Origin of the sequence: Streptomyces sp. 840.1, from assembly GCF_003751445.1 — a bacterium.
Taxonomy (GTDB): domain Bacteria; phylum Actinomycetota; class Actinomycetes; order Streptomycetales; family Streptomycetaceae; genus Streptomyces.
On sequence record NZ_RJUU01000002.1, the window covers coordinates 13,961 to 39,660 of the forward strand.

General features: G+C 72.5%; 22 protein-coding genes. 19 read left to right on the forward strand and 3 right to left on the reverse strand.

Annotated elements, in window-relative coordinates; all coding sequences use genetic code 11:
* The first annotated feature begins 66 nt into the window (after positions 1 to 66).
* The 4 genes from EDD93_RS26405 to EDD93_RS26420 all read left to right on the forward strand — a co-directional run bounded on the left by EDD93_RS26405 (position 67) and on the right by EDD93_RS26420 (position 3,853).
* Positions 67 to 810 (forward strand): FMN-dependent NADH-azoreductase, encoded by a 744-nt coding sequence (locus EDD93_RS26405; RefSeq protein ID WP_123528007.1) that lies wholly within the window; start codon positions 67 to 69, stop codon positions 808 to 810.
* A gap of 117 nt (positions 811 to 927) precedes the next feature.
* Complete coding sequence (locus EDD93_RS26410) at positions 928 to 1,887, forward strand: iron ABC transporter permease (protein ID WP_123528008.1); 960 nt, start codon at positions 928 to 930, stop codon at positions 1,885 to 1,887.
* An 83-nt stretch (positions 1,888 to 1,970) separates the two neighbouring features.
* Positions 1,971 to 2,960: an iron chelate uptake ABC transporter family permease subunit gene (locus EDD93_RS26415; RefSeq protein WP_260256029.1), complete on the forward strand. Its 990-nt coding sequence runs from the start codon at positions 1,971 to 1,973 to the stop codon at positions 2,958 to 2,960.
* 77 nt (positions 2,961 to 3,037) lie between these two features.
* Complete coding sequence (locus EDD93_RS26420) at positions 3,038 to 3,853, forward strand: ABC transporter ATP-binding protein (RefSeq protein ID WP_123528010.1); 816 nt, start codon at positions 3,038 to 3,040, stop codon at positions 3,851 to 3,853.
* Between the two features lie 105 nt (positions 3,854 to 3,958).
* Here EDD93_RS26420 and EDD93_RS26425 read toward each other — a convergent pair whose 3' ends face one another.
* Positions 3,959 to 4,306: an SCP2 sterol-binding domain-containing protein gene (locus EDD93_RS26425; protein WP_024494660.1), complete on the reverse strand. Its 348-nt coding sequence runs from the start codon at positions 4,304 to 4,306 to the stop codon at positions 3,959 to 3,961.
* Positions 4,307 to 4,349: 43 nt separating this feature from the next.
* On the opposite strand from EDD93_RS26425, the gene EDD93_RS26430 reads away from it, so the two are divergent.
* The 5 genes from EDD93_RS26430 (at position 4,350) to EDD93_RS26450 (ending at position 9,608) form a co-directional block, all read left to right on the forward strand.
* Positions 4,350 to 4,715 carry a hypothetical protein gene (locus EDD93_RS26430; RefSeq protein ID WP_260255958.1) on the forward strand — a complete coding sequence of 122 codons (366 nt, stop codon included), beginning with the start codon at positions 4,350 to 4,352 and terminating at the stop codon, positions 4,713 to 4,715.
* A gap of 7 nt (positions 4,716 to 4,722) precedes the next feature.
* Positions 4,723 to 5,538, forward strand: coding sequence for a TlyA family RNA methyltransferase (locus EDD93_RS26435; protein WP_123528011.1), 816 nt, complete (start codon positions 4,723 to 4,725; stop codon positions 5,536 to 5,538).
* On the forward strand, positions 5,535 to 6,440 hold the full coding sequence (locus EDD93_RS26440; protein WP_123528012.1) for an NAD kinase: 906 nt from the start codon (positions 5,535 to 5,537) through the stop codon (positions 6,438 to 6,440). The genes EDD93_RS26435 and EDD93_RS26440 overlap by 4 nt, the downstream gene beginning before the upstream one ends.
* Positions 6,441 to 6,536: 96 nt before the next feature.
* Positions 6,537 to 8,282, forward strand: coding sequence for a DNA repair protein RecN (recN, locus tag EDD93_RS26445; protein ID WP_185092530.1), 1,746 nt, complete (start codon positions 6,537 to 6,539; stop codon positions 8,280 to 8,282).
* A 228-nt stretch (positions 8,283 to 8,510) separates the two neighbouring features.
* Entirely contained in the window at positions 8,511 to 9,608 is a 1,098-nt protein-coding gene (locus EDD93_RS26450; RefSeq protein ID WP_123528014.1) for a glycosyltransferase family 4 protein, read from the forward strand.
* Between the two features lie 23 nt (positions 9,609 to 9,631).
* Here the strand turns inward: EDD93_RS26450 and EDD93_RS26455 are convergent, their stop codons facing one another.
* Positions 9,632 to 11,257 (reverse strand): PucR family transcriptional regulator, encoded by a 1,626-nt coding sequence (locus EDD93_RS26455; protein WP_123528015.1) that lies wholly within the window; start codon positions 11,255 to 11,257, stop codon positions 9,632 to 9,634.
* Positions 11,258 to 11,496: 239 nt separating this feature from the next.
* On the opposite strand from EDD93_RS26455, the gene EDD93_RS26460 reads away from it, so the two are divergent.
* Entirely contained in the window at positions 11,497 to 12,360 is an 864-nt protein-coding gene (locus tag EDD93_RS26460) for a sulfurtransferase (protein WP_260255959.1), read from the forward strand.
* 46 nt (positions 12,361 to 12,406) lie between these two features.
* Here the strand turns inward: EDD93_RS26460 and EDD93_RS26465 are convergent, their stop codons facing one another.
* Complete coding sequence (locus EDD93_RS26465; protein WP_185092588.1) at positions 12,407 to 14,209, reverse strand: glycoside hydrolase family 15 protein; 1,803 nt, start codon at positions 14,207 to 14,209, stop codon at positions 12,407 to 12,409.
* 408 nt (positions 14,210 to 14,617) lie between these two features.
* Between EDD93_RS26465 and EDD93_RS26470 the strand changes: the two genes are divergently transcribed.
* From EDD93_RS26470 to EDD93_RS26510, 9 genes are all read left to right on the forward strand, one after another.
* Complete coding sequence (locus EDD93_RS26470) at positions 14,618 to 16,291, forward strand: CTP synthase (RefSeq protein WP_123528017.1); 1,674 nt, start codon at positions 14,618 to 14,620, stop codon at positions 16,289 to 16,291.
* Positions 16,292 to 16,379: 88 nt separating this feature from the next.
* Positions 16,380 to 17,006, forward strand: a complete 627-nt coding sequence (locus EDD93_RS26475; protein ID WP_123528018.1) for an NUDIX hydrolase — start codon at positions 16,380 to 16,382, stop codon at positions 17,004 to 17,006.
* 167 nt (positions 17,007 to 17,173) lie between these two features.
* Positions 17,174 to 19,237 (forward strand): tetratricopeptide repeat protein, encoded by a 2,064-nt coding sequence (locus EDD93_RS26480; protein ID WP_123528019.1) that lies wholly within the window; start codon positions 17,174 to 17,176, stop codon positions 19,235 to 19,237.
* A gap of 143 nt (positions 19,238 to 19,380) precedes the next feature.
* Positions 19,381 to 20,496, forward strand: coding sequence for an alanine dehydrogenase (ald, locus tag EDD93_RS26485; RefSeq protein WP_123529344.1), 1,116 nt, complete (start codon positions 19,381 to 19,383; stop codon positions 20,494 to 20,496).
* A 356-nt stretch (positions 20,497 to 20,852) separates the two neighbouring features.
* Entirely contained in the window at positions 20,853 to 21,971 is a 1,119-nt protein-coding gene (locus tag EDD93_RS26490) for a ParA family protein (RefSeq protein ID WP_073739286.1), read from the forward strand.
* Complete coding sequence (locus EDD93_RS26495) at positions 21,968 to 22,564, forward strand: hypothetical protein (protein WP_123528020.1); 597 nt, start codon at positions 21,968 to 21,970, stop codon at positions 22,562 to 22,564. The genes EDD93_RS26490 and EDD93_RS26495 overlap by 4 nt, the downstream gene beginning before the upstream one ends.
* Before the next feature lie 93 nt (positions 22,565 to 22,657).
* A complete protein-coding gene (locus tag EDD93_RS26500; RefSeq protein WP_123528021.1) occupies positions 22,658 to 23,731 on the forward strand; it encodes a ScpA family protein in 1,074 nt (357 codons plus the stop codon).
* Positions 23,728 to 24,375 (forward strand): SMC-Scp complex subunit ScpB, encoded by a 648-nt coding sequence (scpB, locus tag EDD93_RS26505; RefSeq protein ID WP_123528022.1) that lies wholly within the window; start codon positions 23,728 to 23,730, stop codon positions 24,373 to 24,375. Before EDD93_RS26500 ends, scpB begins: the two co-directional genes overlap by 4 nt.
* Entirely contained in the window at positions 24,375 to 25,586 is a 1,212-nt protein-coding gene (locus EDD93_RS26510) for a pseudouridine synthase (RefSeq protein ID WP_123528023.1), read from the forward strand. The genes scpB and EDD93_RS26510 overlap by 1 nt, the downstream gene beginning before the upstream one ends.
* Positions 25,587 to 25,700: the final 114 nt, after the last annotated feature.

Here is a 25,700-nt window from a genome sequence, read left to right on the forward strand (position 1 = left end):
TTTCGCCGCGCTGTTCCGTCACCTCCCTGACGAACGCGACGCAACCGAAGTGACAGGAGAGCAGCCTTGACGTCCTTGCTGCATCTGGATTCCAGCGCCCATCGCTCCGAGGAGTCGGTCAGCAGGCAGCTGACCGCACTGTTCGCCCGTACCTGGCGGAGCGCGCACGGACCGGCCGGGTACCGGTACCGGGACCTCGCCGCGGACCCGGTGCCGCCGCTGGGCACCGCCTACTGCTCGCTCGGCCGGAGGGCGGAGCGGACCGGGCTCGTCCCGCCGGACGGAGTGGACGCGCTGATCGGGAGTGAGGCCGAGCGGCGGGAGTGGTCGTCCACCCGCCCGCTGATCGCCGAACTGCTGGAGGCGGACACGCTGCTGGTCGGCGCCCCGATGTACAACTACTCGGTCTCCGCCTCGCTGAAGGCGTGGATCGACCGGGTGGGCTTTCCCGGCGCTCTCACGGACCCGGAGACGGGTGACGGCCTGCTCCGGGGGACGAGAGTCGTGGTGATCAGCGCACGGGGCGGTGCCTACGGTCCGGGGACCCCTCGGGAGGGCTGGGACTTCCAGACGCCCTACCTGCGGGCCTACTTCGGTGAGAAGGGGGTGGCCCCGGAGGACCTCTGTTTCGTCGGTGCGGAGCTGACCATGGCCGGGCTGGTCCCGGGTCTGGCCCCCCTCCGCGCACTGGCGGAGAGCTCGCTGGCCGCGGCGCGGGCGGCCGTGATCGCGGCGGCGGTGTCCGGGGCGGGCCCGAGCAAGGGCCGGAGCACGGGCGTGGGAGGCCGGATCGAGGCCACAGGAGGGTAGGCTAACCTAACCGGCGTGTTCGTTGAGAGTCCCCCGGAACCGAGTGCAGGCCCGATAGCCGCACCGGACAAAGCCTCGCCCCCCAGGCGCCACGCGGTCAGAGCCGCAGGGCTCCTGGTGGCCGTGGCGCTCCTGGTGCTGGTGTGCCTGGCGAGTATCGGGATCGGCGCCAAGGCGCTGCCCCTCGCCGATGTCTGGCACGGCCTGTTCCACTACGCCGGGAGCAGCGACGACGTCCTGGTGCGGAAGGTGCGGATACCCAGGACCGTCCTCGGGCTGATCGTCGGCAGCGCTCTCGGCCTCGCCGGGGCGGTGATGCAGGCGCTGACCCGTAACCCGCTGGCCGAGCCGGGACTGCTGGGCGTCAACGCGGGAGCCTCCGCGGCGGTCGTCTCCGCCATCAGTTTCTTCGGCGTCACCTCGCTGACCGGGTACGTCTGGTTCGCCTTCGCCGGCGCCGCGACCGTGTCGGTGGCCGTGTACCTCCTCGGGGGCAGCCGGTCCGCGACCCCGGTACGGCTCGCGCTCGCCGGGACCGCGGTCACCGCGGCGCTGTACGGGTACGTCAACGCCGTACAGCTGCTGGACTCGGCGGCGCTGGACCGGCTGCGGTTCTGGACCGTCGGGTCGCTGGCCTCCGCGAACACCGAGACGGTCGGCAAGGTGTGGCCGTTCATCGCGGTCGGTGTCGTGCTCACCCTGCTCATCGCCCGCCCGCTCAACGCCCTGGAGATGGGCGACGACACCGCACGCGCCCTCGGCGCCCATCTGACCAGGACCCGGGTCCTGGCCATGCTCGCCGTCACCCTGCTGTGCGGGGCGGCGACCGCCGCCTGCGGCCCGATCGTCTTCATCGGGCTGATGATCCCGCACCTGGTGCGCGCGATCACCGGTCCCGACATGCGGTGGATCCTCCCGTACGCGGCCGTGCTCTCCCCGGTGCTGCTGCTCGGCGCGGACGTGGTGGGCCGGATCGTCGCCCGTCCGTCCGAGCTCCAGGTCGGCATCGTCACCGCGCTGATCGGCGGGCCGGTCTTCATCCACCTCGTACGACGCAAGAGGATGTCCCAGCTGTGAGGGCGACGAAGGAGAAGCCGGGGGCCGCAGGGACGGCCCGGTCGGTGAAGGCCGTGCGTACGGTCGGCGGGTACTCGTTCCGGATGAACGTGCGGGCCTCCGTGGTGATCGTGCTGCTCGCCGCGGTGGTGGTGGCGGCGGGAGTCGTCCTCATCGGCAGCGGCGACTTCTCCATGACCCCGGGCGAGGTCGTCACCACCCTCTTCGGGCACGGCACCTTCCAGCAGGAGTTCATCGTCACGGACCTGCGGCTGCCCCGGGTACTGGTGGGGCTCCTCGTGGGTGCGGCGCTCGGCGCGGGCGGCGCCGTCTTCCAGACCATCTCGCGCAACCCGCTGGGCAGCCCCGATGTGCTGGGCTTCGGCCAGGGCGCGACGGTCGGCGCGCTGACCGTGATCGTGGTGTTCCAGGGCGGGGCGACGGCGGTCGCGGGCGGCGCGGTGGCCGGCGGGCTGCTGACCGGAGCGGCCGTCTACCTGCTGGCGTGGAAGCGCGGGGTGCACGGCTTCCGGCTCGTGCTGGTCGGGATCGGCGCCGCCGCGATGCTGACCGCCGTGACCCAGTACCTGATCACCAAGGCCAACCTCGTCGACGCCACCCGGGCCGTCGTCTGGATGACCGGCTCGCTCGACGGGCGGGACTGGGCGCAGGTCTGGCCGCTGCTCGCGGTCTGCGCCGTGCTCCTTCCGCTGGTCTTCGGGCACGGCCGGGCCCTGCGGGTGATGGAGATGGGCGACGACGCCGCGTACGCGCTCGGGGTACGGGTCGAACGCACCCGGCTCGTCCTGATGGGCTCGGCCGTGCTGCTCGTCGCCGTCGCCACGGCCGCCGCCGGGCCGATCGCGTTCGTCTCGCTCAGCGCCCCGCAACTGGCCCGCCGGCTGACCCGCTCGACCGGACCCAACCTGGTGGCCGCGACCTTCATGGGCGCAGCCCTGCTGCTCGTCGCCGACTGGGTCGCGCTCGACGCCTTCGGCGACCGGCAGCTTCCGGTCGGTGTGGTGACCGGTGTGCTCGGCGGCTGCTACCTGCTGTGGCTCCTGGTGTCCGAGCGCAAGGCGGGCCGCATATGAACTCCTCCGCCGGGCGCCCGAAGCCCTCAACCGCCCCGCATCCCCCCAGCACCCGGACCGACTCACGGAGTACGACCATGCAGCGCCTCACCGCGGACTCGGTGACCCTCGGCTACGACCAGCGGGTCATCGCGGAGAACCTCTCGGTCGAGATACCCGACCACTCGTTCACCGTGATCGTCGGCCCGAACGCCTGCGGCAAGTCGACATTGCTGCGGGCGCTGTCCCGGATGCTCAAGCCGAGCCGGGGCCAGGTGCTGCTCGACGGGCAGGCGATCCACCGGCTGCCCGCGAAGAAGGTCGCCAGGACACTGGGGCTGCTGCCCCAGTCCTCGATCGCGCCCGACGGCATCACCGTGGCGGATCTGGTGGCCAGGGGGCGCTACCCGCACCAGGGGCTGCTGCGGCAGTGGTCGCCCGAGGACGAACGCATTGTCGAGGAATCGATGGCGTCGACCGGCGTCGGTGAACTCGGTGATCGCTATGTCGACGAATTGTCCGGTGGGCAGCGGCAGCGGGTCTGGATCGCGATGGCACTGGCACAGCAGACGCCGCTGCTGCTGCTGGACGAGCCGACGACGTACCTGGACATCCAGCACCAGATCGACGTGCTCGACCTGTGCGCCGAGCTGCACGAGACGCGGGGACGCACCCTGGTGGCCGTCCTGCACGACCTGAACCACGCCGCGCGGTACGCCACGCATCTCATCGCGATGCGCGAGGGCGAGATCGTCGCGGAGGGCGTGCCCGAGGAGATCGTCACCGCGGAGCTGGTGGAGCAGGTGTTCGGGCTGCGGTGCCAGGTGATCTCCGACCCGCAGACGGGGACACCGCTGGTGGTGCCGGCCGCGCGGGTGCGGGGGGCGCGGGTCGCGGTGGGCGGGGGCGCGTGACCTTCGGCCACGCCTTGCCCTCAAGCGCCGGACGGGCTTGAAAGACGTCCTCAAGCGCCGGACGGGCTTGATTTGCCGGGCTCGGTCTGGACGGTTCCGGGTTGGTTACAGCAGGGATCTGAGTTTCAGGAGGTCGCGGAAGCCGGCTTCCAGGCGCACCCGGCCCGAGCCCCACGCCTTGGCGAAGTTCAGCTCGCCGTTCACCAGGGCCACCAGATCGTCCCCGGTCATCGCGAGACGTATCTCGGCCTTCTCCGCGGGTGGGCCCTCGACGGTGTCCAGGACCTGGATCCGGCCGCCGGCCAGCCGGCCGGTGAACGTGACGTCGAGGTCCTTGATGTGACAGCTCAGCGAACGGTCGAGGGACGCCGCGCTGCGCACGTCGCCGTCGGCCCCCGCGAGGTTGTCCGAAAGTCTGTCGAGTGCGCTGCGGCACTCCGCCATGGTCGCCATCGTGATCGACGGTACCGCAGCGCCTCGGGGTAGCGTTTCCCGCATGAGCGACTCGATGCCGGGGCCGGGGACGGCCGCCGGAACCGCGCCCGGGGAGATCCCGCAGGACGCGCAGCAGGAGCCGCCCCCCGCGGTCGCGCACGACCCGGAGGCCCCCGCGCCCCTCGGCGTCGTCCGCACGCCCACCGGCGACGCCGGGGTGGACGCGGAACTGGAGCGTCTGGCCGACGCCGACCACCTCCCGGCGGGCGGCCACATCGAGGTGTACGAGGATGTACACCGCGGACTGCGCGAGGCGCTGACCGCGCTGGACGCCGCGCCGGTCCCCGTCCCGGGGCCGGCGCACATCGAACCGCACAACAACTCGCGCAACGCCCCGCACCACAACTCGTACGACAACAGGAGCTGAACCGAACGTGGCAGGAGTGGCCCGTCGCCGCCTCGACGCCGAGCTGGTACGCCGAAAGCTCGCCCGATCGCGTGAGCATGCCAGCCAGCTGATCGCCGCAGGCCGGGTGACCGTCGGCGGCAACACCGCGGCGAAACCGGCCACCCAGGTCGAGACGAGCGCCGCGGTCGTCGTCACCAAGGACGACAGCGACCCCGAGTACGTGTCGCGGGGCGGCCACAAGCTGGCGGGCGCCCTCGCCGCCTTCACACCCCTGGGGCTGAAGGTGCAGGGGCGGCGGGCGCTGGACGCCGGGGCCTCCACCGGCGGGTTCACCGATGTCCTGCTGCGGGCCGGGGCGGCGCACGTCGTCGCCGTGGACGTCGGCTACGGGCAGCTCGCCTGGTCGCTCCAGTCCGACGAACGCGTCACCGTCAAGGACCGCACCAACGTGCGGGAACTGACGCTGGAGGCGATCGACGGCAGGGCCGTCGACCTGGTGGTGGGCGATCTGTCGTTCATCCCGCTGGGGCTCGTCATGCCCGCCCTGGCGCGCTGCGCCGCCCCCGACGCGGATCTGGTCCTCATGGTCAAACCGCAGTTCGAGGTGGGCAAGGAGCGGCTCGGCAGCGGCGGGGTGGTGCGCAGCCCCGAGCTGCGGGCCGAGGCGGTACGTGAGGTGGCGCGCCGGGCCGGGGCGCTGGGCCTGGGTGTCCGGGGCGTGACGGCGAGCCCGTTGCCCGGACCCTCGGGGAATGTCGAGTACTTTCTGTGGCTGCGGGCCGGAGCACCGGAGCTGGATCCCGCAGATGTCGACCGTGCAGTGGCGGAGGGGCCCCGTTGACGACGAATACGGCACGAACAGTCTTTCTTCTGGCACACACCGGCCGGCCGGCCGCGATCCGCAGCGCCGAGCTGGTCGTCCAGGGCCTGCTGCACAACGGTCTGGGCGTCCGGGTGCTGGCGACCGAGGCGGCCGACCTGCCGCTGCCGCCGTCCGTCGAGACGGTCACCGATGCCACCCCCGAGCCGCTGAACGGCTGCGAGCTGCTCATCGTGCTCGGCGGGGACGGGACGCTGCTGCGCGGCGCGGAGCTCTCGCGCGCCTCCGGGGTGCCCATGCTCGGCGTCAACCTCGGCCGGGTCGGCTTCCTCGCGGAGGCGGAGCGCGACGACCTGGACAAGGTCGTCGACCGGGTCGTCACCCGGGCGTACACCGTCGAGGAGCGCATGACGCTCGACGTCGTCGTGCACAGCAACGGCACCGTCGTCCACACCGACTGGGCGCTCAACGAGGCGGCCGTGCAGAAGGTGTCGCCCGAGCGGATGCTGGAGGTCGTCCTGGAGATCGACGGCCGGCCGGTGACCGGGTTCGGCTGCGACGGCATCGTGTGCGCGACGCCGACCGGCTCGACCGCGTACGCCTTCTCGGCCGGCGGGCCCGTCGTGTGGCCCGAGGTCGAGGCGCTGCTGATGGTCCCGATCAGCGCCCACGCGCTGTTCGCCAAGCCGCTGGTGACCTCGCCCACGTCGGTGCTGGCCGTGGAGGTCCAGCCGCACACCCCGCACGGGGTGCTGTGGTGCGACGGGCGCAGGACCGTCGAGCTGCCCGCCGGCGCCCGTGTCCAGGTGCGGCGCGGCACGGTGCCCGTCCGGCTGGCCCGGCTGCACCAGGCGTCCTTCACGGACCGGCTGGTGGCCAAGTTCGCGCTGCCGGTGTCGGGGTGGCGGGGCGCGCCGCACTGACCCCGGACCGGGCACCCGGGGAACCCGCCCCGTCCACCCGATCCGGTGTCCCGGCCCCAGCCCGTGTGCGCGCGGGCCACGAAACCTCGTATGGTCATGTCCGTGTTGGAGGAGATGCGGATACGGTCGCTCGGAGTCATCGACGACGCGGTGGTGGAGCTGTCACCCGGCTTCACCGCCGTGACGGGTGAGACCGGCGCGGGCAAGACCATGGTCGTCACGAGCCTCGGGCTGCTGCTCGGCGGACGCGCCGACCCCGCCCTCGTACGGATCGGCGCGAAGGCGGCGGTCGTCGAGGGCCGGATCACGGTGTCCGATGGCGACGCGGCGGCGCTGCGGGCCGAGGAGGCCGGGGCGGAGATCGAGGACGGTGCGCTGCTGATCAGCCGTACCGTTTCCGCCGAGGGGCGCTCCCGCGCCCATCTGGGCGGCAGATCCGTGCCGGTGGGCGTGCTGGCCGAACTCGCCGACGAACTCGTCGCCGTGCACGGCCAGACCGACCAGCAGGGGCTGCTCAAGCCGGCCCGGCAGCGGCAGGCCCTGGACCGGTACGCGGGCGACGGAGTCGCCGTACCGCACACCACCTACGCGGCGGCCTACCGGCGGCTGCGGGAGGTCGCCGGCGAACTCGACGAGCTGACCACGCGCGCCCGCGAACGCGCCCAGGAAGCCGACCTGCTGCGCTTTGGGCTGAACGAGATCGCAGCCGTCGAACCGCTGCCCGGTGAGGACACCGAGCTGGCCGCCGAGGCCCAGCGGCTCGGCCACGCGGACGCCCTCGCCTCCGCGGCCGCCCTCGCGCACACCGCGCTGGCCGGCAACCCCGAGGACCAGGAGGCGGTCGACGCGACGACCATCGTGGCGGCGGCCGGGCAGGCGCTGGAAGGGGTGCGGGCACACGACCCGGCACTCGCCGCGCTCGCGGACCGGGTCGGTGAGATCTCCATCCTGCTCTCCGACGTCGCGGGCGAACTCGCGGGCTACGCCGACCAGCTGGACTCCGACCCGCTGCGGCTCGCCGCGGTCGAGGAGCGGCGCGCCGCGCTCACCGCGCTCACCCGCAAGTACGGCGAGGACATCACCGCCGTGCTGGCCTGGGCCGAGGAGGGGGCCGCGCGGCTCATGGAGCTGGAGAGCGACGACGACCGCATCGGTGAGCTGACCGCGGAGCGGGACGCGCTGCGCGGCGAACTCTCCGGACTCGGCCAGGCGCTGACCGACGCCCGCACGGCGGCGGCCGCGCTCTTCGCCGAGGCGGTCACCGCGGAGCTCGCCTCCCTCGCCATGCCGCACGCCCGGGTCTCCTTCGACATCCGGCAGACCGAGGCGGCCGACGAGGCCTCGGGCATCGACATCGGCGGGCGCGGCGTGGTCTACGGGCCGTCCGGCGCCGACGAGGTCGAACTGCTGCTGGCCCCGCACCCCGGCGCCCAGCCCCGCCCGATCGCCAAGGGTGCCTCGGGCGGTGAGCTGTCCCGGGTGATGCTCGCCGTCGAGGTGGTCTTCGCCGGTTCGGACCCCGTACCCACCTACCTCTTCGACGAGGTCGACGCGGGCGTCGGCGGCAAGGCGGCCGTCGAGGTCGGGCGGCGGCTGGCGAAGCTCGCGAAGTCCGCGCAGGTCGTGGTCGTCACCCACCTGCCCCAGGTCGCCGCGTTCGCCGACCGTCAGCTGCTGGTCGAGAAGACCGTGGACGGCTCGGTGACCAGGAGCGGTGTCACCGTCCTGGAGGGCGAGGAGCGGGTACGGGAGCTGTCCCGGATGCTCGCGGGCCAGGAGGACTCCGAGACGGCCCGCGCCCACGCCGAGGAACTGCTCGCCACCGCACGCATGGACGGATAGCGGCCGCCCGGCGGGCCGCAGGGGCCCCCGCCGCCCCTCGGCGGGCCGCCGGGCCGCTCGCTCCGCCGCGCGCGTCCCGTGATCTTCACCCGTGCGGGTGGTGCGCCACGCCCGGTTTGTTGCGGTGCGCACCGGAGTTACGGTCCGGTCGTGCCGGAACGTGCGTGCGGACTGGCATCCTTGGCCGTGTACACACCGCCGACTCGGCAGCCCCGGGAGCCATTCAACGTGTCACAGCTGCGTACGGTCCAAGTGCTGGGCGGAGGCAGTGCGGGAAGCAGCGCCCACGTCGGCTCGCTGGCCGCCGGACTGGTCGCGAGAGGCGTGCAGGTCACGGTCTGCGCGCCCACCGGACTGGACCGCACCTACGATTTCGCGGCGACGGGGGCGCATTTCGCACCCGTCCCCAGACGTGGTGACCCTGCCGCCGTCGCCGCGCTGCGCGGTGCCTGCGCCGGCGCCGACGTGGTCCACGCGCACGGACTCAACGCCGCCGTACGGGCCGCCCTGGCGCTCGGCGGCCGCCGCGTCCCGCTGGTCGTCACCTGGCACACCCGGTCCCACGCCGAGGGCGCCCGCCGCCGGCTGCTGCACCTGCTGGAGCGAAGGGCCTCCCGCGCGGCGGCCGTTGTGCTCGGCGCCTCCTCGGACCTGGTCGACCGGGCCAGGCGGCGCGGCGCGCGTGACGCCCGGCTCGCAGCCGTCGCCACGCCGCCGCCGCGCATCCCCGCCGCCCCGTCCGACGGCAAGATGCGGGCCGAACTCGGCGCGGTGGAGAGGCCGTTGATCGTGGCGGTCGGCAGCCTGGTGCCGCATCACGGATTCGGCACACTGCTCGACGCGGCGCGTGCGTGGCGGCGGCTGGACACCGTGCCCCTGCTGGTCATCGCGGGGGAGGGGCGCGAGCGGGCGGCGTTGCAGCGCCGGATCAAGGCCGAGGACCTGCCCGTCGTGCTGACCGGCAGCCGCCCCGATGTCACCGAGCTGCTGGCCGCCGCCGACCTGGCCGTACTGCCCAGCCGCTGGGAGGCCCGCTCGCTGCTGGCCCAGGACGCGCTGCGGATCGGCGTACCGCTGGTGGCCACCGCGGTCGGCGGGGTGCCCGAACTCGTGGGTGAGGCAGCCGAACTCGTGCCGTACGGGAACGCGGAGGCGCTCGCCCGCGCGGTGGCCCGGCTGCTCGGGGACCCGGCGGAGCGGGACCGGCTGGCCGCCGCAGGGCTTGTGCAGGCGGCGAGTTGGCCGACCGAGGACGACACGATCGCACAAGTGCTCAGCGTGTACGACGAGTTGACGCAGCCGCTGGCGGTGGCCCGCAACCGCTGAGGTGGTGGCGTGCGACCCGGCCGCTACGAGGTGTGGCGGCGGGCGCGCAGGGCCAGGCTCAGGGCCAGCACCGCCTGCGGGTCGTCCAGATCGGTGCCGAGAAGTTCACCGATACGAGCGAGCCGGTTGTAGAGCGTCTGACGGTTCAGATGCAGCTCGCGCGCCGTCTCCGCCTTGCGGCCCGCATGCGCGAGGTAGGTCTCCAGGGTGGGCAGCAGCGGCGGACGCGAGGTGCGGTCGTGATCGCGCAGCGGGCCGATCGCCCGCTCGACGAACGCCGCGAGATCCGGGTGGTCCCGCAGCCGCCAGAGCAGCAGATCGATATCGAGGCGCCTGGCGTCGTACCAGGGTTGGTCGCTGAGCCCCTGTGCCGCCGTGGCCGTCTCCGCCGCGTGCCGGAGCCCCGCGCCGGCCGTCGCCCAGCTGCCCGCCACCCCGACCACCACGACCGGGGGATGGGAACCCGCCCGCTCCAGACCGGCCCGCTCCACCCCGGCCCGCAGCGCCGCGGCGACCCGCTCGGCCACCGCCGTCCGCTCCGACTCGGTCCGCAGCGCCAGCAGCAGTGGCACCCGGCCCTCCACCGGACGCACCCCGAGCAGCACCGGCACCCCCACCGAGGACAGCTCCTCCAAAACCGCGCGGGCGAGCAGCGCCCAGTTGCCGGACGGGGACAGCTCGGGGGCCAGCCGCATCACCACGGGCAGCAGCGGCATCTCGCCCGGCCTGAAGCCCAGCACCCGGGCCTGCGCCGGGGCGTCCTCGGGGGCGATCCGGCCCTCCGCCAGATCCGTCAGGAAGTCACCCCGCCCGCGCGCCGCGAGCTCCTCCTCCTGGCGGGCCTGCATCAGCACCACGGCGAGCAGGCCCGCCGCACGCTCCGCCGCCATCCGGTGCACCGTCACCAGCGGACCGTCCACGGCCAGCAGCACCAGCCTGGCCCGTACCGAATTCGTCCCCGGGCCGCCGCCCGGCACATCCGCCAGCACCGCGCCGACCGGCGGCGACTCACGGGCCGCCCGGCCACCGCGCATCCCGTCCCAGACCTGGAGCGGATCGGCGGAGACCGGCCCCGACTCGGTGCCCGCCGCGTACAGCAGCTGGCCGTCGGCGGTCTCCAGGAACACCGGGTTGGCCGTGAAATCCGCCAGGATGCCCAGCACCTGGGGCACTCCGCCGCCGCCCAGCAGCGCCTGCGTGCACCGCCGGTGGACCTCCTCGGCCTGCTGCAGGAGCGCGTAGTGACCGTTGACGATCTCGGTGTGGATCTCCTCGGTCACCGTCACGAACGGCACCTCGCGGTGCAGCTGGACCAGCGGCAGCCCGGCGGCGCGTGCGGCGTCCACTATCGAGGCGGGCAGTCTGCTGAAACGCGGACCGAGCTCCACCACCAGGGCGGCGATGCCCCGGTCGGCGAGCCTGCGGACGAAGGCGCGCTGCTCGGCGGGACGGGTGCCGAGCCCCAGACCGGTGGTGAGGAGCAGCTCGCCGCCCTTGAGCAGCGAGGCGATGTTGGGGACCTCGCCCGCGTGCACCCAGCGCACCGTACGGCTGAGCCGGTCGGCCCCGGACACCACCTCGGGGAGTCCGCCGCGCAGCCCCGGCAGTTCGAGGGCCCGCTGAACGGTGATGCCGCCTTGGGTCTCCACTGGCTCTGGCCTCGCGCTTCGGTCGGGTCGGGTCGGGCGGACGCCCTGATCAGGAAGGTACCGGCCCGGGGTCCTTCCGGCGGCGCCGGGGCCGGACGGCCGGGGAGGGCCGGGCCGTCCCGCCCCGGCGGCTGTTGACAGCGGCCGGGGCCGCTGCGATCTTGAAAATCCTGCCGGGCGCGGGCCGTCCGGCCCGCGCCCCGGAAGGCAGGGACCGGGAATCGGGGGAGTGGGGAACAGTGGACGAGAACCTGCGACTGCCCGGCCCGCTGGTCGGCACCGACTGGCTGGCCGAGCATCTGGGCGCACCCGGACTGCTGGTGTTCGACGCCTCGGTGGGTGCGCACCGGGACCCCGGACAGCGGATTCCGGGAGCGCGCCCCTTCGACATCGACGGGGCGCTCAGCGATCACTCCGTGCCGCTGCCCCACGCGATGCCGGACGCCGGCCGGTTCACCGACGAGCTGCGCGCCCTGGGCCTGCGCACCGGTGACACCGTCGTCGTCTACGACGCGGCGGGCGTCTACTCCAGCCCCCGTGCCCGGTGGATGCTCCGGGCGATGGGTTTCGACCGGGTGGCGGTGCTCGACGGCGGTCTGCCCGCCTGGGCGGCCGCCGGACTGCCGCTGGAGAGCGGTGCGCCCGGGGCGGCGGCGGAGCGCGGTGACTTCACGGCCGTACCGCGTCCGGGGCTGTTCGCCGGCGCCGAGGAGGTGGCGGCCGCGCTGGCGGACCCGGCGGCCGCCGTGTTCGACGCCAGGGCCAGGGAACGCTTTCTCGGCACGGCCCCCGAACCGCGTGCGGGGCTGCGGGGCGGCCATATGCCGGGGGCGGTCAGCCTGCCGTTCGGCGAGGTCCTGCGCGAGGGGCGGATGCGCCCGGCGGCCGAACTGCGCGCCGCGTTCGGCGCCCTGGCCGGTGACCGCGTACGGCTGTACCTCAGCTGCGGTTCGGGGGTCACCGCCTGCGTCCTGGCGCTGGGGGCGGAGCTGGCCGGATACCCCGGGCCGGCGGTGTACGACGGCTCCTGGAGCGAGTGGGGGCTGCCGTCGCAGGGGCGCCCCGTCGTGACGGGACCCGCGACGGGGCCGGGGAGCGGCTGAGCGCCGGCGCCGCGGGGCGCCCTCCGGCACCCCGCGGGCGTCGCCGTCAGCCCACGTACGCCCCGCTCGCCGTCAGCCGCAGTGCGGTGTCGATCAGCGGCACGTGGCTGAAGGCCTGCGGGAAGTTCCCCACCTGGCGCTGCAGCCGGGAGTCCCACTCCTCGGCCAGCAGTCCCAGGTCGTTGCGCAGGGACAGCAGCCGTTCGAAGAGCTGGCGGGCCTCGTCGACCCGGCCGATCATCGCCAGGTCGTCGGCCAGCCAGAACGAGCACGCCAGGAACGCGCCCTCGTCGCCCTCCAGACCGTCCACACCGGCGTCGCCGCCCGTGGTGGGGTAGCGGAGCACGAAGCCGTCCTCGGTGGACAGCTCCCGCTGGATCGCCTCGATCGTGCCGATGACCCGCTTGTCGTCGGGCGGCAGGAAGCCCATCTGGGGGATCAGCAGCAGGGAGGCGTCCAGCTCCTTCGACCCGTAGGACTGGGTGAAGGTGTTGCGCTCCTTGTCGTAGCCGCGTTCGCAGACGTCGCGGTGGATGTCGTCGCGCAGCTCGCGCCACTTCTCCAGCGGCCCCTCCGCGTCCCCGGCCTCGATCAGCTTGATCGTCCGGTCGACCGCCACCCAGGCCATCACCTTGGAGTGCACGAAGTGGCGGCGCGGCCCCCGCACCTCCCAGATGCCCTCGTCCGGCTCCTCCCAGTGCTTCTCCAGGTACTCGATCAGCTTGAGCTGGAGGCCGGTGGCGTAGTCGTTGCGGGTCAGCCCGGTCATGTGCGCCAGGTGCAGCGCCTCGGTGACCTCGCCGTACACGTCCAGCTGGAGCTGGCCCGCGGCGCCGTTGCCGACCCGGACCGGGCCGGAGTTCTCGTAACCCGGCAGCCACTCCAGCTCGGCCTCGCCCAGCTCCCGCTCGCCCGCGATCCCGTACATGATCTGCAGGTTCTCCGGGTCGCCCGCGACCGCCCGCAGCAGCCACTCGCGCCAGGCACGGGCCTCCTCGCGGTAGCCCGTGCGCAGCAGCGAGGACAGCGTGATCGCGGCGTCGCGCAGCCAGGTGTAGCGGTAGTCCCAGTTGCGGGAGCCGCCGATGTCCTCGGGCAGCGAGGTGGTGGGCGCGGCGACGATGCCCCCGGTCGGGGCGTACGTCAGCGCCTTCAGCGTGATCAGCGAGCGGACCACCGCCTCGCGGTAGGGCCCGTGGTACGTGCACTGCTCGACCCACTCGCGCCAGAAGTCCGCGGTCGCCTCCAGCGAACCCTCCGGGTCCGGGAGCGCGGGCGGCTCGCGGTGCGAGGGCTGCCAGCTGATGGTGAACGCGATCCGGTCGCCGGGGGCGACGGTGAAGTCGGAGTACGTCGTCAGGTTCTCGCCGAACGTGTCGGCGGAGGTGTCCAGCCAGACCGAATCCGGTCCGGCGACGGCGACCGTGCGCCCGTCCACCTTGTGCACCCACGGGGTGACCCGCCCGTAGCTGAACCGCATGCGCAGCTCGGAGCGCATCGGCACCCGGCCGCTGACTCCCTCCACGATCCGGATCAGCTGCGGTGCGCCGTCACGCGGCGGCATGAAATCGGTCACCCGGACCGTGCCGCGCGGCGTGTCCCACTCCGATTCCAAAATGAGTGAGTCCCCGCGGTAGCGGCGGCGGTCGGCCGAGGGCGGTTCCGCGCCCTCGGCTCGGGCCGGCCCGAGGCGCCAGAAGCCATGCTCCTCGGTGCCCAGAAGTCCCGCGAAGACGGCGTGTGAATCGAAGCGGGGGAGGCACAGCCAGTCGGCTGTTCCGTCCCGGCAGACCAGGGCTGCGGTCTGCATGTCTCCGATGAGTGCGTAATCCTCGATGCGCCCGGCCACGTGCGTCTCCAGTCGAACGGCCATGTCGCCCCGTAGGGCGCTTACTGCGGGTCAAGAGGTCGTTGCTAGGTGTTGAGGTGGGGGAACCTACGAGCTCAATACCTCGCCCGGAGCGAGTGTCCGAGCAGGATACGACGCACCTGGGTGATCCGCGCGACGGTCCCGGCAAGAGAGATGAGCCGAACGGGTGGGGCGTGAGGGAGCTGAGGGGATCGTGTGTGACGACTGTGCCGGGAGTGGCCGGAAGCAGGCTCCCCTCGTCGCTGTTACCCTGGTAGCCCGTGGACCGGTGGTCGTCTGGCGACAGCAGACGAGGCCCCCGAACCGCAGCGACGGCGCCTCCGGAATCTCCGGACGGCACAGCCGGTACGCACCTCACGATCGCGACCACGGGAGCCCCCTTTGGCTATGCAGCCCACATCCACGACGACCAAGCACATCTTCGTCACCGGGGGTGTCGCCTCTTCCCTCGGCAAGGGTCTGACTGCCTCCAGCCTCGGTGCCCTGCTCAAGGCGCGCGGCCTTCGGGTCACCATGCAGAAGCTCGACCCGTACCTGAACGTCGACCCGGGCACGATGAACCCCTTCCAGCACGGTGAGGTGTTCGTCACCAACGACGGCGCCGAGACCGACCTGGACATCGGACACTACGAGCGCTTCCTCGACGTCGACCTCGACGGCTCCGCCAACGTCACCACCGGCCAGGTGTACTCGCAGGTCATCGCCAAGGAGCGGCGCGGCGAGTACCTCGGCGACACGGTCCAGGTGATCCCGCACATCACCAACGAGATCAAGCACCGCATCCGCCGCATGGCCACCGACGACGTGGACGTCGTCATCACGGAGGTCGGCGGCACGGTCGGCGACATCGAGTCGCTGCCGTTCCTGGAGACCGTCCGCCAGGTCCGCCACGAGGTCGGCCGGGACAACGTCTTCGTCGTGCACATCTCGCTGCTGCCCTACATCGGCCCGTCCGGCGAGCTCAAGACCAAGCCGACCCAGCACTCCGTGGCGGCGCTGCGCAACATCGGTATCCAGCCGGACGCGATCGTGCTGCGTGCCGACCGCGAGGTGCCGACCGCGATCAAGCGCAAGATCTCGCTGATGTGCGACGTCGACGAGGCCGCTGTGGTGGCCTGTCCGGACGCCAAGTCGATCTACGACATCCCCAAGGTGCTGCACTCCGAGGGCCTGGACGCCTACGTCGTGCGCAAGCTCGACCTGCCGTTCCGGGACGTCGACTGGACCACCTGGGGGGATCTGCTGGACCGCGTCCACAACCCCGACCACGAGGTCACCGTCGCCCTGGTCGGCAAGTACATCGACCTGCCCGACGCCTACCTCTCGGTCACCGAGGCCATCCGGGCCGGCGGCTTCGCCAACAAGGCCCGCGTCAAGGTCAAGTGGGTCGCGTCCGACGACTGCAAGACCCCGGCCGGTGCCAGGAAGCAGCTCGGTGACGTCGACGCCATCTGCATCCCCGGCGGCTTCGGCGAGCGCGGCGTCATCGGCAAGGTCGGCGCCATCCAGTACGCCCGTGAGAACAAGGTCCCGCTGCTCGGCCTCTGCCTGGGCCTCCAGTGCATCGTGATCGAGGCCGCGCGCAACCTCGCGGAGATCCCCGACGCCAACTCCACCGAGTTCGACGCCGCCACCTCCCACCCCGTCATCTCGACGATGGAGGAGCAGCTGGCGTACGTCGAGGGCGCGGGCGACCTGGGCGGCACCATGCGCCTCGGCCTCTACCCGGCGAAGCTCGCCGAGGGCTCGCTCGTCCGTGAGGCGTACGACGACCTGCCGTACGTGGAGGAGCGCCACCGCCACCGCTACGAGGTCAACAACACCTACCGCGCCGAGCTGGAGAAGAAGGCCGGCCTGGTCTTCTCCGGCACCTCCCCGGACAACAAGCTCGTCGAGTACGTCGAGTACCCGCGCGAGGTCCACCCCTACCTGGTCGCCACCCAGGCGCACCCGGAGCTCCGCTCCCGCCCGACCCGCCCGCACCCGCTGTTCGCGGGCCTGGTGAAGGCGGCCGTGGCACGCCGGGCGGGCGCGGCGGCCGAGGGCACGCCGGGCAAGTAACGGCACCCCCGCAGGCGTTACGGTTGACCGGGGTACGCGTCCTTCGAGGACGGGTACCCCGGTCACTGCTTTTTGTGGGAGGACGTAGATGGGTTTCCAGGACACGCCCGAGGAATGGCCGGTCACCGCGACCGAGACCCCGTTCCGGGGAAAGAAGACCAGCGTCCGCACCGATGACGTCGCGATGCCGGACGGCACCGTCGTGCGCCGCGACTACCAGGTCCACCCGGGCTCGGTCGCCGTGCTCGCACTCGACGACGCGGACCGCGTCCTGGTGCTGCGCCAGTACCGCCACCCGGTCCGCCAGAAGCTGTGGGAGATCCCGGCCGGACTGCTCGACATCCCCGGTGAGAACCCGCTGCACGCCGCGCAGCGCGAGCTCTACGAGGAGGCGTACGTCAAGGCCGAGGACTGGCGGGTGCTGACCGACGTCTACACCACGCCGGGCGGCTGCGACGAAGCCGTACGGATCTTCCTCGCCCGGAACATCTCCGAGGCGGACGGCGAGCGCTTCGAGGTCTCCGAGGAGGAGGCCGACATGGAGCAGGCCCGGGTGCCGCTCCAGGAGCTCGTCCGGGGCGTGCTCGCCGGCGACCTGCACAACAGCTGCCTGGTGATGGGAGTGATGTCGCTGGCCGCGGTGCTCGCGGGCGACGGGGTCGACTCGCTGCGGCCCGCCGAGGCGCCCTGGCCCGCCCGGCCGTTCGAGGCCTGACGGACCGTCGCGGACCCGGCACGTCACCCGGTCGGAAAAAACGCTGATCCGATCGGGGGACGTGCCCGCCGCGCTCCACCGGATTCGCCCACCCGCCTGAACTACGCTCGGAATGCCCTGACCGGAGTTCCGGCGGGCGACGCGTGCAGCGAAGTGGAGCGTGGCCCGTGACGGATCAGGCGGTGGACACCAGCGACCCGGCCGAGGCTGCGGGGACCGAGGAGCCGGCCACCGTCGAGCCATCCCAGTTCTTCGGCCGCGAGCGCGAGTTGAAGGAACTCCGGGCCGACATCGAACGGGCCGGACTGGACACCATGGCCGGCCGCAGGAGCGGCCGGGCCCGGGTCCTGCTGATCGCCGGACGCCCCGGTTCCGGCCGCACCGCACTGGCCGGCGAACTCACCCGGCGACTGCTCGCCACCGGCGACTACCCCGACGGCCTGTTCCGCGTCCGGCTCACCGAACCGGGCGGCGCCCCGGTCCCCGCCGAACGTGCCGCCAGGGACCTCCTCGGCCGGCTCGGCGTGGCCGGACCGCCCGGCGCGGACGAGGACGAGCTCACCGAGATGGTGCGCGAGGCCCTCGCCGTGCGCCGGGCCCTCCTCCTGATCGACGACGCACCCGACGCCGGACAGGTCGACCCGCTGCTCCCGGACAACCCGGACTGCCTGGTCGTCGCCACCGCGCAGGGCCCGCTGACCGGTATCCCCGGCGTCCGGCCCTGCACCATCGGCGGGCTGGAGGCCGGGCCGGCTGTCCAGCTGCTCGCCCGCACCATCGGACAGGTCCGCATCACCGTCGATCCCCGGACCGCCGAGACGCTGGCCGAGGAGTGCGGCGGCCAGCCCGCCGCACTGATGATGATCGGCGGCTGGCTGGCCGCGCACCCCACTGCCTCGGTGGCCGACGTCACCAAGCAGCTGCGGGAACTGCCGGACGAGGCCGAGCAGTCCGCCGGCGCCCGGCCGCTGGCCCGCGCCTTCCGGCTGGTCCATGACTCGCTCGCGCCGACCGCGGCCCGGATACTGCGACTGCTCATCCTCGCCCCCGCCGGACTGGCCGACGCCCACACCGCCTCCGCCCTGGCCGGCTGCTCCGTCTCGGCCGCCCAGACCACGCTCGACGACTTCGTCCGCCTCGGCGTGCTGCGGAGGGACGAGGCGGACGGGCCGCAGTACGAGGTGCCCGGCTGCCTGGCCCCGCTGCTGCGGGCACTGCTGGAGGACCGGGACCGCCCGGCCGAGATCCAGCTCGCGCGGGCCAGGATGCTGGAGCGGACCGTGCGCCTGCTCCAGTCCTGCCGGGCGGTCACCGAACCCGAGGGCTCCCCGGCCCGGCGCAGGCTCGCCGGGCTGCCGCGCTCGCTGCGCTTCCCCGGCCCCGAGGCCGCCGCCGAATGGCTGCGGATCCGCCGCCCGGCCCTGCTCGCCGCCGCCCGGATCGCCGTGCAGGACGGCGAACTCGACACCCTGGCCAGGCGGTTGGTGGCAGCGCTGGTGCGGGCGCTGGCGGTGCACGAGGGCACCGAGGCGGCCGCACCCGAGCTGTACGGGCTGCACGGTCTGGTGCTGTCCGTCGCGGAGCGCCGCAACCTGCCCCGCGAGCGGGCGGCCGCCCTGCTCAACCTCGCCGACCTGGACGCCGGGACCGGCCGGACCCGGGAGGCGCTGGCCCGCTACCGGGCCGCGCTGGACGCCGGACGGGCCGCGAAGGACCCGTACGCCACCGGCCGCGCGATGGAATCCGTCGGCGGCGCCTACGCCGAGCTGGGCGACTTCCACCGGGCCTCGGACTGGTACGGCCGGGCGCTCGCCCAGCGGCTCACCCAGGGCGAGAAGGCCGACGAGGCACGGCTGTACGGGCGCCTGGGCACCGTCCACACCTACGCGGGCCGGTACGGCGAGGCGCTGCGGAACTGGCGCGCGGCCGCGGCCGGCTACCGCAGGCTCGGCGACCTGCCCGCCCAGGCGAGGGCGCTCAGTGAGGTCGCCCGGGTCCAGGAGTACGCGGGCCGTCCGCAGGAGTCCCTGCAGACCTGCCGGGAGGCCGTGCAGTGGGCGCGGCAGGCCAAGGACGTAAGGCTGCAGGCCGCCCTTGAGCTGCGGCTGGCCGACACGCTGGACCGGCTCGGTGACCCCGCAGCAGCGGGTCTGCACCGGGGTACAGCCGACAGATTGCTGGGTGAGGAGAGCGCAGCCTACGAAATCCGTAGTGCGACGACGGAAAATTAATGCTTTGTAAGGCTAGACAGCGGGAAGCCCTTCATTAGACTGGCTCTGCCGCGGGTGTTCGCGGTGTCTCCATTTACGCTGCGTCTATCCGGGTATGTATGGCTATGCCCGGGTAACCCTCTGAGCCAAGGACCGTGATCGACGTGAAGGTCGGCATCCCCCGCGAAGTCAAGAACAACGAGTTCCGCGTGGCGATCACGCCTGCCGGTGTGCACGAGCTCGTCCGTCACGGCCATCAGGTCGTCGTCGAGGAGAACGCCGGGGCCGGCTCCTCCATCACGGACGAGGAGTACGTCGCCGCCGGGGCGCGGATCCTGCCCACCGCCGACGAGGTCTGGGCCACCGCCGACCTGCTGCTGAAGGTCAAGGAGCCGGTCGCCGAGGAGTACCACCGCCTCCGCAAGGGGCAGACCCTCTTCACGTACCTGCACCTCGCGGCCTCCCGCGCGTGCACGGACGCGCTGCTGGAGTCCGGCACCACCGCCATCGCCTACGAGACCGTCGAGACCGCGAACCGCGCGCTGCCGCTGCTCGCCCCGATGTCCGAGGTCGCGGGCCGGCTGGCCCCGCAGGTCGGCGCGTACCACCTGATGCGTTCGGTCGGCGGCCGCGGTGTGCTGCCCGGCGGCGTCCCGGGCACGGCGGCCGGGCGGGCCGTCATCATCGGCGGCGGTGTCTCCGGCTGGAACGCCACGCAGATCGCCGTCGGTCTCGGCTTCCACGTCACGCTGCTCGACAAGGACATCAACAAGCTCCGCGAGGCGGACAGGATCTTCGGCACCAAGGTGCAGACGGTCGTCTCCAACGCCTTCGAACTGGAGAAGGCCGTCGTCGAGGCGGACCTGGTCGTGGGCGCCGTACTCATCCCCGGAGCGAAGGCCCCGAAGCTGGTCACCAACGAGCTCGTCGCCAAGATGAAGCCCGGAAGTGTACTTGTCGACATTGCAATTGATCAGGGTGGTTGCTTCGAGGACTCTCACCCGACGACGCACGCCGAGCCGATCTTCATGGTTCACGACTCGGTCTTCTACTGCGTCGCCAACATGCCCGGCGCGGTGCCGAACACCTCGACGTACGCCCTCACCAACGCGACGCTTCCCTACATCGTGGAGCTCGCCAACCGGGGCTGGGCCGAGGCGCTGCGCCGTGACGCCGCACTCGCCAAGGGGCTCAACACCCATGACGGGCAGGTCGTTTACCGTGAGGTGGCCGAGGCGCACGGCCTCGACCACGTCGAACTGAGCGCGCTTCTGGGCTGAGGGTCAACCCCCTCCGTCAACCTCGCGCACCCGGCCGGACCTTGCCGAGCAAGGTCCGGCCGGACGCATGCCGGGCCCCGCGCAACTCGCCTCGAACGTAACCCTTTAACCGATTCGTGCACCCGTGAAAAGTGTGCCCGGAGGGCTGCGTGCCCTTGACAGCGGGGTGTTCGATTGCCGACACATCGGGCCGGGTCCGGCGGATTGTGTTGCTGCGGACCGGTGACACGCCATAGAGTCGCCAATCGTCGGCATGGTGCCACGCTGACCTATCGATAAGTTTCCTGGTCACGTCCAAGGAGGTAAGACGACTTGTGAATGAGTCGACATTTACTCCCGGGGGTGTTCAACCAGGGATGCCTGCACGGGGCCAGGGCCCGAACGGGCTGGAGGCTGTCGGCTCCGTCGCTGTCCGCACCTTCGCCACCCACCAGCACATGACGACAGCCCCCCAGATGATGGACGGCCTACACGTGAACGCCATGGCCGGCAACGAGAGTGGCCGGGACACCGCCCACTTCGCCGACTTCGACGAGGCGCCCCAGGGGCGCTTCTACGACCCCGACGCCGAGTACGAGCCCGATCCGGAGTACGCGGCCACGCTCGCGCCCGACGCAGCCCGCCAGCGCCGTGAGCGAGTCGGCCCGACCGGCCGGCCCCTGCCCTACTTCCCGATCCCGGGCCCGCTGACCGATCACGGCCCCGCGAAGATCATCGCGATGTGCAACCAGAAGGGCGGCGTCGGCAAGACCACGTCGACCATCAACCTGGGTGCCGCGCTCGCGGAGTACGGCCGGCGCGTCCTGCTCGTCGACTTCGACCCGCAGGGAGCCCTGTCCGTCGGCCTCGGCGTGAACCCGATGGAGCTCGACCTCACCGTCTACAACCTGCTCATGGAGCGGGGCATGGCGGCCGACGAGGTCCTCCTGAAGACCGCCGTGCCCAACATGGACCTGCTGCCGAGCAACATCGACCTGTCGGCCGCCGAGGTCCAGCTGGTCAGCGAGGTCGCCCGGGAGTCCACCCTGCAGCGCGCCCTGAAGCCGCTGATGGCCGACTACGACTACATCGTGATCGACTGCCAGCCCTCGCTCGGCCTGCTCACCGTGAACGCCCTGACCGCCGCGCACAAGGTGATAGTGCCGCTCGAGTGCGAGTTCTTCGCGCTTCGAGGTGTGGCGCTGCTCACCGAGACCATCGAGAAGGTCCAGGAGCGGCTCAACCCGGAGCTGGAGCTCGACGGCATCCTCGCCACCATGTACGACTCCCGTACGGTGCACAGCCGCGAGGTCCTCGCGCGCGTCGTCGAGGCCTTCGACGACCACGTCTACCACACGGTCATCGGGCGCACGGTCCGCTTCCCGGAGACCACGGTCGCCGGTGAGCCCATCACCACGTACGCCTCCAACTCGGTCGGTGCCGCCGCCTATCGCCAGCTCGCCAGGGAGGTGCTCGCCCGGTGTCACGCCGAGTGAGTCTGCCGGGGGCCGACGAACTGTTCCGTACCACCGGGGGGATGGGGCTGCAGTCCTCGTCCCCCGCGGAACGGCGGCGCAAGGCGAACGGCGAGGCCGCCCGCGTGCCCGCACCGGCCGGCGAGAGCGACGCCGGGACCGACGCCGGGGCGACCGGCCGGGAGGAACCGGCGGCCGCCCCCTCCGCCCAGGAGGAGCACTCCGCGGCCAGGGCCGACGCGGGCGACTCGCGCAGCCGCGCCGCCGAGAGCGACCGGGTCGCGGTGGCCGCACAGGCCGGGCGCCGCCCGCAGCAGCCGTCCTCGCAGGAACCGGTTCCTGCGCCGGTCGTCCAGCAGCAGCGCAGACGCGGTGGCGGGCGCGGCGCGAACCGCCGGCCCAGCGGCCGGGAGCGCCACGACGAGAAGATCACGGTCTACGTCTCCGCCGAGGAGCTGATGGACCTCGAACACGCGCGGCTGGTGCTGCGCGGCGAGCACGGGCTGGCCATCGACAGGGGCCGGATCGTCCGTGAGGCGGTCGCTGTCGTCCTGGCCGACCTGGAGTCCCGGGGCGACGCGAGCATCCTCGTACGGCGGCTGCGCGGCCGCTGACGGGCCCGGCGCGGGTAGCCTGCCGCCAGGGCCTTGCCGGCCCGACGGCGGGCCGCCGTCCGCCCTCCGTGTCCCGCCGCACTCTGGATCTTCATGCCCTCACCCGACGAGCCCGCCCGCACCTCCCGCCGCCCACTGGGCCGCGGGCCGGGCGCCGGGCCCCCGGAGGCGGCCGAAGCCCCGGAGCCTCCGCAGACCCGGGAGGCGGCCGAAGCCCCGGAGCCTCCGCAGACCCGGGAGGCGGCCGAAGCCCCGCAGACCCCGGAGAGCGCCGAAGCCGCGCAGGTCCGGGACGAGGCTCCCGCGGCCGTCCGGGCGCCCGCGCCCCCTGCCGTCGCCCCTGAGGCCGATGACGGTCGCTTCACCGTTCGGCTGGCGAACTTCGAGGGGCCCTTCGATCTGCTGCTCCAGCTCATCTCCAAGCACAAGCTGGATGTGACCGAAGTCGCACTGTCCAAGGTCACCGACGAGTTCATGATCTACATCCGCGCCATGGGGCCGGACTGGGACCTGGACCAGACCACCGAGTTCCTCGTCGTCGCGGCGACCCTCCTGGACCTCAAGGCCGCCCGCCTGCTGCCCACCGCCGAGGTGGAGGACGAGGGGGACCTGGCGCTGCTCGAAGCCAGGGACCTGCTCTTCGCGAGGCTGCTGCAGTACCGCGCGTACAAGCGCATCGCGGAGATCTTCAGCGACCGCCTCGAGGCGGAGGGCCGCCGCTTCCCCCGTACCGTCGGACTGGAACCGCACCACGCGGCGCTGCTGCCCGACGTCGTGATCAGCATCGGCGCCGAGGGCTTCGCCAGGCTGGCCGTGAAGGCGATGCAGCCCAGGCCCCGGCCGCAGGTCTACATCGACCACATCCACGCCCCGCTGGTCAGCGTGCGCGAGCAGGCCGGGATCGTGATGGCCCGGCTGCGGGAGGCGGGGGAGATGAGCTTTTGGGAGCTGGCCCGGGACGCCCCGGACACCCTCACCGTCGTCGCCCGGTTCCTCGCGCTGCTGGAGCTCTACCGGGAGAAGGCCGTCGCCCTGGACCAGGACGAGGCGCTGGGGGAGCTCATGGTGCGCTGGGCCGGGGAGCAGGGGGCCGAGCCCGTGGTCACGAACGAGTTCGACCGGGAGGCGGCGGACATGCGGGACGAGCGGCAGGACGTGAAGGCATGAGTGAGCAGGACGTCACCGGATCCGCCGTCGCCGGCCTCGATCTGAAACCGGCCCTGGAGGCCGTGCTCATGGTCGTCGACGAGCCGGCCACCGAGGAACACCTGGCCAAGGTGCTGGAGCGGCCCCGGCGGGCCGTCGCGGACGCGCTGCGGGAGCTGGCCGACGAGTACACCGTGCAGCGCCGCGGTTTCGACCTGCGGCTGGTCGCCGGCGGCTGGCGCTTCTACACCCGGCCGCAGTACGCGGCGGCCGTCGAGGGCTTCGTCCTGGACGGCCAGCACGCCCGTCTCACCCAGGCGGCGCTGGAGACCCTCGCGGTGGTCGCGTACCGCCAGCCGGTGAGCCGTTCCAGGGTTTCCGCGGTGCGCGGCGTGAACTGTGACGGGGTCATGCGGACCCTGCTCCAGAGGGGCCTGGTCGAGGAAGCGGGCGCGGAACCCGAAACAGGTGCGATCCTGTACAGGACGACGAACTACTTTCTGGAGCGAATGGGCCTGCGTGGCCTGGACGAGCTCCCGGAGCTCGCGCCCTTCCTCCCGGAGGCGGACGCGATCGAGGCTGAGACGCTAGAGGGTGTGCCGTCGTTCGATCCGGACGCACCGGACACCCCGGATACTCACGCACACGACAAGACGGAATTTTGATGCGAAGCAGTGGCAGGAACAGCGGAAGCGGCAGCGGCGGCGGCAGGAGCGGTGGCGCCGGCGGAGGCGCGGGCCGGAGCGGCGGCGGCTCCCGGAGCGGCGGCGGCGCGGGCCGGAGCGGGGCCAGGAACAACATGGGCACCGGCCGGAACAGCAACCCCAGCCCCCGGGTCTCCGGCTCCGAGCGCGAGGACAAGCAGGACCAGCGCCCCCGCCGGCCGCGCCCCGAGGAGCGCCGCTACGACGTGGGCAACGACAAGCCGGGCGGCGACGGCGGCACCCGCAAGGGCCGCGGCGCCTCGGCCCGCGGCGGCGCCAAGGGCGGCCCGAAGGCGGCGTCCAGCGGCTCGAAGAGCAGCGGCCGGCGTGCCCCGTACGGCGCCCCGGCCCGTCCGCGCGAGCTCGACGCCAAGATCGAGCAGCGCAACCGCGACAGGTACGCGAACAAGCCCGAGATCAGCACGCCCAAGACGCACCCCGGCGCCGAGCAGGAGGGCGAGCGGCTGCAGAAGGTCCTCGCCAGGGCCGGCATGGGTTCGCGCCGCGCGTGCGAGGAGCTGATCGAGCAGTCCCGCGTCGAGGTGAACGGCGAGATCGTCGTCGAGCAGGGCATGCGCGTCGACGTCCACCACGACGAGATCAAGGTCGACGGCCTGACCGTCGCCACCCAGTCGTACCTCTTCTTCGCGCTGAACAAGCCGGCCGGTGTCGTCTCCTCCATGGAGGACCCGGACGGACGCCAGTGCCTCGGCGACTACGTCACCAACCGTGAGACGCGGCTCTTCCACGTCGGCCGGCTGGACACCGAGACCGAGGGCATCATCATGCTCACCAACCACGGCGAGCTGGCCCACCGTCTCACCCACCCCAAGTACGGCGTGAAGAAGACCTACCTGGCCGCCATCCAGGGCCCGCTCCCGCGTGACCTGGGCAAGCGGCTCAAGGACGGCATCCAGCTGGAGGACGGGTACGCCCGCGCCGACCACTTCCGCGTCGTCGAGAACACCGGCAAGAACTACCTGGTCGAGGTGACCCTCCACGAGGGCCGCAAGCACATCGTCCGCAGGATGCTGGCCGAGGCCGGCTTCCCGGTCGAGCGGCTCGTGCGGACGTCGTTCGGTCCGATCCCGCTGGGCGACCAGAAGTCGGGCTGGCTGCGCCGGCTCACCAACACCGAAGTGGGCATGCTGATGCGCGAGGTCGGTCTGTAGACCGCCCGCACCCACCGCTCACGGCCCGCGGCCGGTTCCTGGATTTCGATTTTCGGACAGGAACCGGCCGCGGGCCTTTTGCTACCTGCGTTCGACCTTTATAGTCAGAATGAC

Excerpts from the sequence above, each read along its gene's own strand:
- scpB (WP_123528022.1), top strand. The coding sequence starts at position 23,728 with ATGAGTGAGCAGGACGTCACCGGATCCGCCGTCGCCGGCCTCGATCTG.
- EDD93_RS26425 (WP_024494660.1), bottom strand. The coding sequence starts at position 4,306 with ATGGCGACCATGGCGGAGTGCCGCAGCGCACTCGACAGACTTTCGGAC.
- EDD93_RS26470 (WP_123528017.1), top strand. The coding sequence starts at position 14,618 with ATGCAGCCCACATCCACGACGACCAAGCACATCTTCGTCACCGGGGGT.
- EDD93_RS26430 (WP_260255958.1), top strand. The coding sequence starts at position 4,350 with ATGAGCGACTCGATGCCGGGGCCGGGGACGGCCGCCGGAACCGCGCCC.
- EDD93_RS26490 (WP_073739286.1), top strand. The coding sequence starts at position 20,853 with ATGCCTGCACGGGGCCAGGGCCCGAACGGGCTGGAGGCTGTCGGCTCC.
- EDD93_RS26500 (WP_123528021.1), top strand. The coding sequence starts at position 22,658 with ATGCCCTCACCCGACGAGCCCGCCCGCACCTCCCGCCGCCCACTGGGC.
- EDD93_RS26415 (WP_260256029.1), top strand. The coding sequence starts at position 1,971 with ATGAACGTGCGGGCCTCCGTGGTGATCGTGCTGCTCGCCGCGGTGGTG.
- EDD93_RS26475 (WP_123528018.1), top strand. The coding sequence starts at position 16,380 with ATGGGTTTCCAGGACACGCCCGAGGAATGGCCGGTCACCGCGACCGAG.
- EDD93_RS26420 (WP_123528010.1), top strand. The coding sequence starts at position 3,038 with ATGCAGCGCCTCACCGCGGACTCGGTGACCCTCGGCTACGACCAGCGG.
- recN (WP_185092530.1), top strand. The coding sequence starts at position 6,537 with ATGTCCGTGTTGGAGGAGATGCGGATACGGTCGCTCGGAGTCATCGAC.
- EDD93_RS26510 (WP_123528023.1), top strand. The coding sequence starts at position 24,375 with ATGCGAAGCAGTGGCAGGAACAGCGGAAGCGGCAGCGGCGGCGGCAGG.